The organism is Colwellia sp. 6_MG-2023, from assembly GCF_030547765.1.
GTDB lineage: Bacteria > Pseudomonadota > Gammaproteobacteria > Enterobacterales > Alteromonadaceae > Colwellia.
Window position 1 is genome coordinate 32,479 of record NZ_JAUOPP010000010.1, and the last position, 12,075, is coordinate 44,553.

At 36.3% G+C, this 12,075-nt stretch carries 13 protein-coding genes; 7 read left to right on the forward strand and 6 right to left on the reverse strand.

From position 1 onward, the window contains the following. Nucleotides 1-39: 39 nt before the first annotated feature. Both Q4503_RS08180 and Q4503_RS08185 read left to right on the forward strand, forming a co-directional pair. A complete protein-coding gene (locus Q4503_RS08180) occupies nucleotides 40-294 on the forward strand; it encodes an accessory factor UbiK family protein (RefSeq protein ID WP_303601950.1) in 255 nt (84 codons plus the stop codon). A 168-nt stretch (nucleotides 295-462) separates the two neighbouring features. After that, on the forward strand, nucleotides 463-1,524 hold the full coding sequence (locus Q4503_RS08185; RefSeq protein WP_215972983.1) for an alpha/beta fold hydrolase: 1,062 nt from the start codon (nucleotides 463-465) through the stop codon (nucleotides 1,522-1,524). 254 nt (nucleotides 1,525-1,778) lie between these two features. Here Q4503_RS08185 and Q4503_RS08190 read toward each other — a convergent pair whose 3' ends face one another. Further along, nucleotides 1,779-2,738, reverse strand: coding sequence for a cation diffusion facilitator family transporter (locus Q4503_RS08190; protein ID WP_303601951.1), 960 nt, complete (start codon nucleotides 2,736-2,738; stop codon nucleotides 1,779-1,781). A 78-nt stretch (nucleotides 2,739-2,816) separates the two neighbouring features. On the opposite strand from Q4503_RS08190, the gene trmL reads away from it, so the two are divergent. Next, a complete protein-coding gene (trmL, locus tag Q4503_RS08195; RefSeq protein WP_215972985.1) occupies nucleotides 2,817-3,281 on the forward strand; it encodes a tRNA (uridine(34)/cytosine(34)/5-carboxymethylaminomethyluridine(34)-2'-O)-methyltransferase TrmL in 465 nt (154 codons plus the stop codon). Nucleotides 3,282-3,505: 224 nt separating this feature from the next. On the opposite strand, the gene gpsA is transcribed toward trmL, so the two are convergent. From gpsA to Q4503_RS08215, 4 genes are all read right to left on the reverse strand, one after another. Continuing rightward, nucleotides 3,506-4,510 carry an NAD(P)H-dependent glycerol-3-phosphate dehydrogenase gene (gene gpsA, locus Q4503_RS08200; protein WP_215972986.1) on the reverse strand — a complete coding sequence of 335 codons (1,005 nt, stop codon included), beginning with the start codon at nucleotides 4,508-4,510 and terminating at the stop codon, nucleotides 3,506-3,508. A gap of 59 nt (nucleotides 4,511-4,569) precedes the next feature. Then, nucleotides 4,570-5,073: a protein-export chaperone SecB gene (gene secB / locus Q4503_RS08205; protein WP_215972987.1), complete on the reverse strand. Its 504-nt coding sequence runs from the start codon at nucleotides 5,071-5,073 to the stop codon at nucleotides 4,570-4,572. 64 nt (nucleotides 5,074-5,137) lie between these two features. After that, nucleotides 5,138-5,413, reverse strand: coding sequence for a glutaredoxin 3 (gene grxC / locus Q4503_RS08210; RefSeq protein WP_215972988.1), 276 nt, complete (start codon nucleotides 5,411-5,413; stop codon nucleotides 5,138-5,140). Between the two features lie 105 nt (nucleotides 5,414-5,518). Continuing rightward, nucleotides 5,519-5,947 (reverse strand): rhodanese-like domain-containing protein, encoded by a 429-nt coding sequence (locus Q4503_RS08215; RefSeq protein ID WP_215972989.1) that lies wholly within the window; start codon nucleotides 5,945-5,947, stop codon nucleotides 5,519-5,521. 266 nt (nucleotides 5,948-6,213) lie between these two features. Here Q4503_RS08215 and gpmM point away from each other — a divergent pair, with 266 nt between their 5' ends. The 3 genes from gpmM to Q4503_RS08230 all read left to right on the forward strand — a co-directional run bounded on the left by gpmM (nucleotide 6,214) and on the right by Q4503_RS08230 (nucleotide 9,961). Then, nucleotides 6,214-7,785 carry a 2,3-bisphosphoglycerate-independent phosphoglycerate mutase gene (gene gpmM / locus Q4503_RS08220; protein ID WP_215972990.1) on the forward strand — a complete coding sequence of 524 codons (1,572 nt, stop codon included), beginning with the start codon at nucleotides 6,214-6,216 and terminating at the stop codon, nucleotides 7,783-7,785. Nucleotides 7,786-7,957: 172 nt separating this feature from the next. Further along, nucleotides 7,958-9,079, forward strand: coding sequence for a murein hydrolase activator EnvC (locus tag Q4503_RS08225; RefSeq protein WP_303601952.1), 1,122 nt, complete (start codon nucleotides 7,958-7,960; stop codon nucleotides 9,077-9,079). A gap of 198 nt (nucleotides 9,080-9,277) precedes the next feature. Next, complete coding sequence (locus Q4503_RS08230; RefSeq protein WP_303495406.1) at nucleotides 9,278-9,961, forward strand: divergent polysaccharide deacetylase family protein; 684 nt, start codon at nucleotides 9,278-9,280, stop codon at nucleotides 9,959-9,961. A gap of 16 nt (nucleotides 9,962-9,977) precedes the next feature. Here the strand turns inward: Q4503_RS08230 and Q4503_RS08235 are convergent, their stop codons facing one another. Then, the gene (locus Q4503_RS08235) at nucleotides 9,978-10,745 is read right to left on the reverse strand and encodes a serine protease (protein WP_303601953.1); all 768 of its coding nucleotides are present in this window, start codon (nucleotides 10,743-10,745) and stop codon (nucleotides 9,978-9,980) included. A 474-nt stretch (nucleotides 10,746-11,219) separates the two neighbouring features. On the opposite strand from Q4503_RS08235, the gene Q4503_RS08240 reads away from it, so the two are divergent. Next, entirely contained in the window at nucleotides 11,220-12,044 is an 825-nt protein-coding gene (locus tag Q4503_RS08240; RefSeq protein ID WP_303601954.1) for a PEP-CTERM/exosortase system-associated acyltransferase, read from the forward strand. Nucleotides 12,045-12,075 lie beyond the last annotated feature (31 nt).

Genomic DNA, 12,075 nt, shown 5'->3' on the forward strand with positions numbered 1-12,075 from the left:
TCAAATAAATAATTCGAACCGATAATTTGGACCTATAGTATGATTAATGCAAAAAAAATTGAAGAAATAGCCAAACAAGTAACTGACGCCATACCTCCTAGTTTAAAGAGCATGGCTAATGATTTTGAAGACAAAACCAAAACCGTATTACAACGTAAATTATCACAACTTGACGTAGTAACTCGTGAAGAGTTTGATATACAAACACAAGTATTGATTAAAACACGTACTAAGTTAGCAGAGCTTGAAGCACGATTAACTGAGCTAGAAGCGAGTAATAACAATATCGAATAAAAATGTCGAACAAAAAAATTATAAAATAAGAATAGTCACGCTTACGAACATTACAAATCACCGATTTTATTTATCCGTAAGCATTGTGGTTCATAGGTAGTAAATTAACAGTCGGAACAAATGATTATGTTTAAATATACGCTTATTATCTTAATACTCGTTGGATTTATGACAAAAATTAACGCGAATAACTTTACTACTGAGGCACAACTTGGCAACCGTTATAGCAATGAAATTGCGCAATTTTGGCTTCAAGGTGAGTTTTCAAGTTTTAATGGTGTCAATGATAAGCGCATTGATTATGCAATATTCAATCATAATGAAACTGATCTAAAGACGGCTAATCCCGCCAATAGAAAATGCTTAATTATTTCCTCAGGACGCACTGAAGGTTATTTAAAATATAAAGAGCTAAGCTTCGATTTATTCAATCTGGGTTTCAATGTTTTTCTCGTTGATCACCGTGGCCAAGGTATATCAGCACGTTTATTAGATAACCCACATAAAGGCTATGTAGAAGACTTCCAATATTATGTTGATGACTTTGCTAGTTTTATTGAAAAAGCCGTTAAACCTTATTGTGATGTTAATGGAGAGAGCCAAAAGCCCTATCTATTAGCGCATTCAATGGGGGGGGCCATTGCTGCCAGATACTTACAAGATTATCCTAACAATATACAGGCGGCGGTATTATCTTCACCTATGTTAGGATTTAATAGCGGCCCTATTCCCCGTGTTATCGCTGAATCATTAGTTAAAGTGACCAACCAAATTAATCAAATAGTGTCTGATACACCTTGGTATTTTTTAGGACAAAAAGATTACACGCCAAAAGCAGATGATCCAACTTCATTCACCAATAACCCGCTAATGCATTCAGAATTACGTTTTCAACAATTTATTCAACTTTATCAAACAGAGCCTCAACTACAACTTGGCGGCATTACGGTAAAATGGTTATCTGAATCAATTACCGCACTTGCAACACTATTTAATAATATAGATAAAATAACGACACCGACATTAGTTATTCAAGCAGGTGCAGATACCATAGTATCAAATGAAGCACAGCATGATTTTTGTCAGCAATTACATCAACACTACCCATACTCATGTCCTGGGGGAAAACCCTTAGTAATAGAAGGTGCGTATCATGAACTATTTTTTGAAAGTGATGTTCATCGTGACAAGGCATTAACTGCAGCTGTTGAGTGGTTTAAGCAGCATTAAAACTAAATTTTTCTGATAATAACTAACATTACTTAGTAGCAGAGATTCTGTATTAAATGACCCACGGAATAACGGCAATAAAGCTAGAGATTCTGTATTAAATGACCTACGGAATAACAGCAATAAAGCTAGAGATTCCATATTAAGTCACCTACGGTATAGTGACGTGTGTAACTAACGCTAACCTAGTAACCCCTTAACTATCAAGCTTGATCATTCTATCAGACTCGTCATCCTGAACTTGATTCAGAATATCAATCACTTGACTCAACTTTAAGCTCTTCAGGCACAACTGAACTAGGATCATGGTGAATAAAAACCTCACATGGTGCAAGCGCTTGGCAGATTTCTGCTTCAATTTCGTTACCAATACTATGGGCTTCTAATAACGATAAATTATCTTCTAACTCTAGGTGAAATTGAATAAAACGCTGTGCACCTGACTGTCTTGTTCGTAATTCGTGTAACCCTAAAGCATGCTCATGTGACAAAATAATATTTTTAATTTGTGCTAAATCTTCAGCATTTAACTCATGATCCATCAATTGATAAACACTTTGATAAATAATCTGTCCTGCACCAAAAATTAAATATAAGCCAACAGCAATAGTAAATACACCGTCAGCTTGCAACCAAATGCCCTGACTTAAAAAGATAGCAGCCAAGACACCTAAATTTAATAATAAGTCTGATTGATAGTGCAGTGCATCGGCACTAATCACTATAGATCCTGTACGCTTGATAACATAACGCTGAAAAGCGACTAAAAATAATGTCAGTAATATCGCAATAATAGACACCCAAATAGCAATATCACTATGTACAATAGGGCGTGGATTCATCACTCGCTCAACACCATTAAAGATTAATAATATAGCTGAGCCTAAAACAAAAGCGGCTTGTACCAAGCCCGCTAAACTTTCAGCTTTACCATGACCAAATTTGTGTTCTTCATCAGCTGGAGCCAAAGCAAAACGAAGAATAACAATATTCATTACCGAAGCAAATAAATCTAAAATGGAATCTGTAGTTGATGCTAACATTGCACTAGAATCACTTATTATCCAAGCATATAACTTGATAAGCACTAAGAGCAAAGCAACCGAGGATGCGGTTATAGCGGCCAATCGGACCCAATAAGCATAATCAGTACTATGAGTTAAGTTACTTTGTACGTTACTGTGCGAGTTGTGTGATGATTTTTGTTCTGACATGAAAAAACAGACTTTATCGAAAGATTGTCGCTATAATAGCAAGAATTATTAAACTTATACCAATTTGATTAAATCATTATGTTAGATGTAGTTCTTTTTCAACCACAAATTCCACCTAATACTGGCAATATAATTCGCTTATGTGCCAACTCAGGATTCCGCTTACACTTAATTGAACCATTAGGATTTGATTTAGAAGATAAGAAACTTCGCCGTGCAGGGCTTGATTATCATGAATTTGCGGCACTGCAACGACATAAAGATTTTAATGCTTTTGTTGAACATGAAAAACCAAAACGTATACTTGCGATTACCACTAAAACTGATAATTTTTATGGTGATGTTACTTTTACCGAAGGTGATTATTTACTGTTTGGATCTGAAACTGCAGGCTTACCTGAAGAAGTGCGTGTACAAATTCCTGATGAGCACAAAATTAGAATTCCGATGTTAAAAGAAAGCCGAAGTATGAATTTATCAAACGCTGCAGCCGTAATCGTTTACGATGCATGGCGACAGCTAGGCTTTATAAATGCTGTGTAGTTATAGTCAATATTTACGACGTCTTCTTAGCAAATCACCATACAATAGCTAAGCTTCGTATGCTATCAAGCGTCGTCATCCTACCAAATCTTGTCATCCTATAAAGCCTCGTCATCCTGAACTTGATTCAGGAACTTAAGCAATTTAGTGCATAACTCTCAAGATTCCGTGCCAAAACACCAACGAAATAATGGTAGTAAAAAGAATGTTTGTAAAAGGTAGGGCTATTCTTGTTTTTGATCACGAGAGAGTAAATCAGCTGCAGCAAGTTTTGCTTCTTTACCTTGATACAACACTTCATATACTTGCTCTACGATAGGCATTTCAACATTCATTCGCTGAGCTAAAGTGTATACTTCTTTGGTATTGCGATAACCTTCAACCACTTGCCCAATATCAGCTATAGCTTGTTCAACACAAGCACCTTGCCCTAAGGCTAAACCAAAACGACGATTTCGTGATTGATTATCAGTACAAGTTAAGACTAAATCGCCTAAACCAGCCATACCCATGAACGTTGCAGGATCAGCACCTAATGCAGCACCTAAACGTGTCATTTCAGCTAATCCACGAGTAATCAAGGCAGTACGAGCATTCGCACCAAAGCCAATACCATCAGCGATACCTGCGCCAATAGCAACAACATTTTTCACGGCCCCACCTAGCTGAATACCAATAAAATCTTTATTTGGATAAACACGGAAGCATTTTTCACAATGTAATAAATCTGAAAGTTCTAAAGCGAAATTTTCATCCGTAGAAGATAAAGAAATAGCCGTTGGCAGCCCTATTGCCATTTCTTTGGCAAATGTAGGTCCAGACAATACCGCTAAAGCAACGTCGTCACCTAAAATCCTATTCGCTACAGTTTGCAGTAGATCTCCCGACTGAGGATCTAAGCCTTTGGTTGCCCAAGCGATTTTTGCACCTGGTTTCAACATTGGCTGAATGCTTTTAAGCATATCGCCAAACGCATGACTAGGTACCACTACTAGAATATTATCACTTGCACTAACAGCGGCGGCCAAATCACTAATAGGCTCTAAGCTATCAGGAAATGGGCAACCCGCTAAATATTTAGTATTTTCTCGCGCACTAATCATGTCGTTCACTTGATTAGCATCACGGCCCCATAATAATGTCTTATGTCCGTTCCTAGCCAAACAAATAGCCAATGCCGTGCCATAAGAGCCAGCACCTAACACTGTGATTTTAGCTGAAATTGTCATAATTACCTTGTTATAGAAGGGAGATAAATAACTTTGTAGTACTAAAGCTTAATCTAGGATTAATGCGTTTCTACACTTTCTGGTGCGTTAACTTTTGCTTCAGCTGCACGTTGTTGTACATAAGATGCAAATAATGCTTCAAAGTTCACTGGCGATAAGTTGAATTGTGGGAATGAACCGCGGTTAACTAAACTTGCTACTGTTTCACGTGCATATGGGAATAACGTTGTTGGGCAAAATGCACCAATCGTATGTGCCAATTGTGCTTCTGGTAAGTTACCAATAGTAAAAATACCCGCTTGCTGTACTTCAGCTAAAAATGCAGTTTGGCCTTCAACTGTTGCCGTTACTGTTACTGCTAAAACAACTTCATACGTATCATCAGCTAATTTATTAGAACGGGTGTCTAAATCTAACTTAATTTCAGGTTTCCATTCTTTTTGAAAGATAGCAGGAGAGTTTGGTGTTTCAAATGAAACATCTTTAGTGTAAACACGTTGAATAGCAAATTGTGGTTGTGCTGGTGCTGCTTCGCCTGCTGGGCTTTGATTTTCATCACTCATGAGTATTTTCCTGTATTTTTATAAATGTAATATTTGTGTATTTTTAAGCGTTAAAAAGTTTTTACTAGTTACTAGCAAGTAACTCATCAAGCTCATTATTTCTGTCTAAAGCGACTAGTTGATCACAACCACCAACATGAACATCATCAATAAATATTTGTGGTACGGTATAACCACCTTTACTGCGTGCAATCATTTTTTCACGTAATGCCATATCACCATCAATACTGATTTCTTCTACTTGTAACGATGGGTAAGTCGTTAATTTTTTCTCAAGCAATGCGAGCGCATGAGAACAAAAAGGACAGTACGCTTTAGTGTAAATTTCTACTTTTGCCATAGTTTTTCCATTATTTTTATTAATGCTAATTCATAAAGCACAGTCGGTATAATGTCACAACTGTATAGCTCAATTATTTACAAGCTACTTTAAGATAGTTCTAGCCTATTTTTTAGTAACAGGTAAGCCTGCGCCTATCCAAGCTCCCATGCCGCCTTTTAATATACTAACGCGAGCAAAACCCGCTTTATGTAAATCGCTCGCCACTTTTGAAGCAACAAGACCAGCACTGCATACAACTATGATGGGATTTTCTTTGTGTTTTTCAAGGCTAGCAAAGCCATTTTTAGTGATTTTATCGTTTGATAAATTGATCGCATCTAAAATATGACTCGTGTTAAATTCTTTTTCTTTACGAATATCAAGTGCAACACCTTGCTCTCTATTCATTAAAAAGGTTAATTCTTGTGTACTGATTTGTTTAATCGGTGATAACTGAATTCTAATTGTTATTACGATAATCATAACAACAAGCGCAACCCAAACCGCACTTAACAAGCCGTTATTGCTGGCAAAAGTAATAAATTGTTCCATAAATGGGGACTCTATTAGTAAATAGTGAAAGTAATGACTTTATTTAATAAATAAAAAAATCGTGACATTATACCCAAGCTGATTGGAATTGCGAGTTTAGTTCTTAGCTTTAGTAACCGCGAATGGATCATTTCTTACTTAATTAAATTGAAATGAATGTGTACAATGCGGATAACTAAATTTGAATACCAATTCTATTAAATTTATTCTCTCTTCAGAGTTAACTTAATATAGTTTGTATAAGCACTAATACAAGGCCAGTAATTATGTCTAATAGAGAAGCATCGACAAAAAAAACAACTGTGTTAATTATTTTAGATGGTTGGGGATATCGTGAAAACAGTGACTCAAATGCTATACAAGCAGCTAATACTCCCATATTAGATAAACTGAAAGTTGATTATCCAAACATGCTCATACAAACCTCGGGCATGGCTGTTGGGCTGCCTGATGGCCAAATGGGTAACTCTGAAGTTGGTCATGTAAATTTAGGCGCTGGACGCATTGTATATCAAGATTTTACTCGCATTACAAAATCAATAGCAGACGGTGAATTTTCACAAACACCAGCATTGTGCCAAGCGGTTGATAAAGCAGTTACGCAAGATAAAGCTGTACATATATTTGGTTTATTATCCCCTGGTGGTGTTCATAGCCATGAAGATCATATTTTTGCCATGATGGAACTGGCCAAAGAGCGCGGTGCAACAAAGGTTTATTTACATGCATTCTTAGATGGTCGAGATACACCACCACGCAGTGCAAAAAGTTCGCTAGAAAAAGCGCAACAAAAATTTGAGCAGCTTTATGCTGATTCGGCTGGCGAAGGACGAATAGCATCTGTTATTGGTCGTTACTATGCAATGGACAGAGATCAGCGCTGGGACCGTGTAGAGGCTGCATACGATGTTATGGTTTCAGGTATTGGTAAGTATCAATATCCAGATGCATTGTCGGCACTAGAAGCTGCATACCAACGTGATGAGAATGATGAATTTGTTAGTGCCAGCGCTATCGTAAACGAACAAGGTGAAGCCGTTGAAATTAATGATGGCGACGCATTAATCTTTATGAATTTCAGAGCTGATCGCGCACGTCAATTTAGTCGCTGCTTTACAGAAAGCGATTTTGATGGTTTTGCCCGTAAAAAAGTGCCTGCTATTAGTGATTTTGTTATGTTAACGCAATATTCGGCTGATATTAAAGCCAGTTGTGCTTTTGGCCCGACACCATTAAATAACGTGATGGGGGAGTGGCTTGCTAAACACAACAAAACTCAACTACGTATTTCTGAAACTGAAAAATATGCCCATGTCACCTTCTTTTTTAGTGGTGGTCAAGAAAAAGAATTCGACGGTGAAAAACGCATATTAGTGCCTTCTCCTGATGTTGCCACCTACGATTTACAACCTGAAATGAATTCAACTTTACTGACAGATAAATTAGTCGCAGCAATTGAAGGCGGTGAATATGACTTTATTGTTTGTAACTACCCTAATGGTGACATGGTTGGTCACACAGGTGATTTTGATGCTGCAGTTAAGGCTTGTGAAGCTGTTGATACCTGTATAGGCCGTGTGGTTACTGCATTAAAAAGTACTGGCGGTGAATGTTTAATTACAGCTGACCATGGTAATGCAGAACAAATGTTAGATGAAGAATCTGGCCAAGCTCACACCGCACATACGTGTGAGCCTGTACCGCTTATTTATGTTGGCAGAAAAGCGACACCGGCAAACACTGGTGCATTAAGTGATATTTCACCAACCCTATTACACTTAATGGCGATGGAGCAACCCGAAGAAATGACAGGTTCGGTATTGATGCAATTAGATTAATGGGGCAAACTGTAGGCTAATTTCAGCCGTCAATTAAGTTGATAATGCAGAATAAGATTATTTCTGCCATTTTCATTTAACATGTCGGGCTAAAGCCCAACCTACAGAAGATAATAACTTATTGATGCACATAGTCACTACATACTTCCCAAAGATAATAAGCAACTTAATATTGATAAGTTGCTTATTAATATCTGTTCATTGTGCAGCTAATGACGAAAGTGACAATGAAAAAGCAAAACAGCGCAACAGCGCTCGACTCAACAATGTTCAGCAAGAAATTGCCAAACAAGAATCAAATATTTTTAACACTAACAAAGCAAGAGCGACTTTAGAGAGACAATTAAAAAATGACGATCTAGCAATTGCTAAAGTAGCCAAAGCAATAAATGATACTGAGCAATCATTAAAAAGTACTCAAGAGAAAATAACGTCATTAAGTGAAGAAAAACAACAACTAACCTCACAAAAAATAACACAAGAAAAATTACTCGCCAAACAGCTTCGCTCGGCTTATACCACAGGCCAACATGATTATTTAAAGCTATTATTAAACCAACAACAAAGTGAAAAAATCCAACGTACTATTACTTATTATCAATATATGAATAAAGCTCGGATTAATGAAATTGAAAAGTTTCAAACGACCATCGAGCAGTTAGTACAGGTTACTTCACAACACCAAACACAAGTAGAAAATTTAAAAACACTCAAAATGAACCAGCAAAAACAACGTGCTATATTAAATGATAATAAAAGCAATCGTAGTAAAACGCTGGAATCTTTAAGCAAAGAACTACTATCAAGTAAACAACAATTGGCCAAATTAAAAACTGATGAAGCTAATTTGGCCGCCGCCCTACAAAAACTCACAGAAATTATTCGTGCCGAAATTGATTTAAACGGATTAAGTAAACTTAAACATAAATTGTCATGGCCGGTTAAAGGCCGATTATTACGTAGTTTTGGTAGTAAAAAACAAGGTTATTTAAAATGGAAAGGTGTTTTACTCGGCGCTTCTATTGGTAGCCAAGTACAAGCGATATATAACGGCACGGTAATCTTTTCTGATTGGTTAAAAGGTTATGGTTTATTAACGGTTATAGATCACGGTAATGGCTATATGAGCCTATACGCCCATAATCAAACATTGTTAAAATCAGTTGGAGACCGAGTAGAAACCGGTGAGCCTATAGCACTTGTAGGGCAAAGTGGTGGGCAAGATCGCCCAGGGCTCTATTTTGAAATTCGTCATCAGGGCAAGGCGGTTAATCCTAAATTATGGTGTCGCTAAACCATACTTCAACTTATATATTACAAAGAACCATAAAAGTTACTACTAAAAAACACAGTCAAATGTTACTCTTTTAAAACCCCTACTATTATAAAAACTTATTAAATGATTTCAGCTGTTTCGAAATTCGCACTCCTTATTATTCTATTTATTATCAGTGTATTACACAGCACATCTATACAAGCCCAAGCTATACGCGTGGCGATTGTTATCGATGACATTGGTTATCGTTATACCGACAAAGATGTTTTATCATTACCTGGCGCTATTACTTTCTCTATTTTACCTCATACCCCTTACGGTAAAAAAATAGCGATTATAGCCAACGAAAAGAATAATGATGTAATGCTGCATATCCCAATGGAAGCTGAAAATGGTAAAAAATTAGGTCCTGGTGGGCTCACTAGCACCATGAATGAAGAAGAAATCTTAGCAAGTTTAGGCAATTCTTTAGCTGATATACCTTTTGCTATTGGTATCAACAATCATATGGGTAGTCATTTAACACAATTAAATAAACCCATGACTTGGACGATGAACTTTTTAAAACAACATCACTTACTTTTTTTAGACAGTAAGACAAGTCCAGATTCAAAAGCAGGAGATATCGCAAAGTTAATTGGAGTGCCTATACGAAACAGACATGTTTTTCTCGATAATCATTTAACCGACAGTTATATTACTCAGCAATTTCAATCTTTAGTGCGTTTTGCTAAGTCACAAAAAACAGCTATTGCTATAGCACACCCTCACCCCGAAACAATTCAAACACTAAAGCGTTTAATTCCAACACTAGCACAAGAAAATATTGAACTAGTACCTTTATCTGCTTTATATAAAACCATAGAAAACGTATCAACAGAAGTAGCAAGCAATGAATAATAATTCACTATTTTTCTTATAATTTAATATTATTTTCTCTTAATATTTGATGTAAGTACTTAACAGGAATGGCATAAGTAATACCACTAGGATTACTAATAACAGCTTCTTTTGTTGCTTGTACAAACACCTTATTGATAACACCCAAGACTTCACCAGTTTTCATGTCGTACATAGCGCTACCACTATTACCAGGGTAAGCCGTTGCATCAAGTTGATACGCCAAATAAGGGTTTCGCATACGTTTAAGCATTTTTAAATTAATTTGTTCTGCTGCTTGTGCTGGCACAACTGTCGGTGTAGTACTAGCGATTATGCCTCGATGAGTCACTGGATATAAACCGAGAACAGTGCCAATAGGAAAGCCTGTAAACGCTACATAAGTACCGTCTCCACGAAATTTTTCATCAGCTAATGTCAATGCTGGTAAAGCCGATCCTGATAGTTTTAAAATGGCTAAATCATATAACTCAGAAGTAACAACAATTTCAGCTTGCCTAACTTTCGCTTTTTTACCTGAGCCAATGAAAACTGCCATTTTTTGCAATAAACTTTCATCTAATTCAGTTGGTAAGACATGAGCATTGGTTACCACATAATGTCCATCACCAATAACAAATCCTGTTCCACGTAAAATATTTTGTGGTCGACTCGTCGGTGTATGAATACCAATACCAACGACTGAGGGTTTGACCTTGGCAACTACATCCACAAATTCTGCTTGTGCTTCCTTTAATGGTGTAAAAGCAACTATCAGCAATACTATAAAAAACATTTTAAACATAACGAGCTCTATCTGAATTAATTTCATCACACTACTCTACGCAATTTTTTATTTAACAACCATAATTAAAAATAGCAACCGTACTTAATCATAAGCTAATTTTAATCATTCCCTTTATTGGCAGTTGTACTTCATCTAGAGTAGATAAATGAACGCACAATTATTAAATTATTAGTCAAGTGAGAAGCACCATTTTATTATATTAGTCTATACTCTACTGATAGCCTAAAACATTAGCATATGGTGTTCATTTGCTATGGTATTATTTTGCTCTATAGTAAGGTTTATATAGGCTATAATAATAAATTAATATTTATTTAGTTAACATTCACTAAATATTTGTCTATATTGGTTAAAGTATAATGATTCAAGTGCCTCTATACAAAATGGTGTTTTAGTATGATAAGGAATTCAAAATGGCTCATGAAAACATTAATGTTAACATTTGTATTAACATGAAAACTTGGAAATTAAATGAACTGGAATAAACGCCTACTAAATACACCTATTATTGGTGATATCACCAAAAAAATAGCCTCAATCAAGGTTAGTCGTGATGCTTATAATATTGCTGAGCATTTCACTCAGTTTTTAGAACCCCAAGTTGCCATTAACAATGAATTAAAAAAAGAAGCTTTTAAAATACGTCACAATGTTTACTGTGAAGAATTAGCTTTTGAAGATATAAAAGAAGGTGGACTAGAAAAAGATGAGTTCGACGATCAATCAATTTTTTCTTTAATCAAGCACAAGCCTTCAAATACATATACCAGCTGCGTTCGTATTGTTAATATTCAGCAATCGGATCAGCTTTTGCCAATAGAAAAATTCTGCCTCGACTCCATTACAAACGAAGAACTGCACCCCAAAAACTTTAATCGCTCTGAAATTGCTGAGATTTCACGATTAGCAGTAAAATCTGATTTCAGGCGTCGTAAAACGGATCAATTTAAGGGCTCGGCTACCGGTGCTATTCAAGAAACTACATACTCTGAAGTAGAGTTACGTTGCTTCCCATTTATCGCTATTGGTTTATACATGGCAGCCGCAACCATGGCGATTGATACCGGTGTGAAACATGTTTATGTCATGATGGAGCCAAGGCTTGCTCGAAGCATGAAGTTTGTTGGCATAAAGTTTCAACAGTTAGGCGACCCTATTGAATACCACGGATTAAGAGCACCCTATTATATTAGCCCGGATATCTTTCTTGAAAATTTATCGCCTGGCTTCCAACATTTATATCAATCGATAGAGCATGATATTAGTGGGCAACTAAACAGCATTAGCTTAGCTTAATAAACATTCATACTAACCAAATAAGCGTATA

Bases quoted from the DNA above. Each gene is read 5' to 3' on its own strand.
- Q4503_RS08180 (WP_303601950.1), top strand. From the start codon at position 40: ATGATTAATGCAAAAAAAATTGAAGAAATAGCCAAACAAGTAACTGAC.
- Q4503_RS08185 (WP_215972983.1), top strand. From the start codon at position 463: ATGACAAAAATTAACGCGAATAACTTTACTACTGAGGCACAACTTGGC.
- Q4503_RS08190 (WP_303601951.1), bottom strand. From the start codon at position 2,738: ATGTCAGAACAAAAATCATCACACAACTCGCACAGTAACGTACAAAGT.
- trmL (WP_215972985.1), top strand. From the start codon at position 2,817: ATGTTAGATGTAGTTCTTTTTCAACCACAAATTCCACCTAATACTGGC.
- gpsA (WP_215972986.1), bottom strand. From the start codon at position 4,510: ATGACAATTTCAGCTAAAATCACAGTGTTAGGTGCTGGCTCTTATGGC.
- secB (WP_215972987.1), bottom strand. From the start codon at position 5,073: ATGAGTGATGAAAATCAAAGCCCAGCAGGCGAAGCAGCACCAGCACAA.
- grxC (WP_215972988.1), bottom strand. From the start codon at position 5,413: ATGGCAAAAGTAGAAATTTACACTAAAGCGTACTGTCCTTTTTGTTCT.
- Q4503_RS08215 (WP_215972989.1), bottom strand. From the start codon at position 5,947: ATGGAACAATTTATTACTTTTGCCAGCAATAACGGCTTGTTAAGTGCG.
- gpmM (WP_215972990.1), top strand. From the start codon at position 6,214: ATGTCTAATAGAGAAGCATCGACAAAAAAAACAACTGTGTTAATTATT.
- Q4503_RS08235 (WP_303601953.1), bottom strand. From the start codon at position 10,745: ATGTTTAAAATGTTTTTTATAGTATTGCTGATAGTTGCTTTTACACCA.
- Q4503_RS08240 (WP_303601954.1), top strand. From the start codon at position 11,220: ATGAACTGGAATAAACGCCTACTAAATACACCTATTATTGGTGATATC.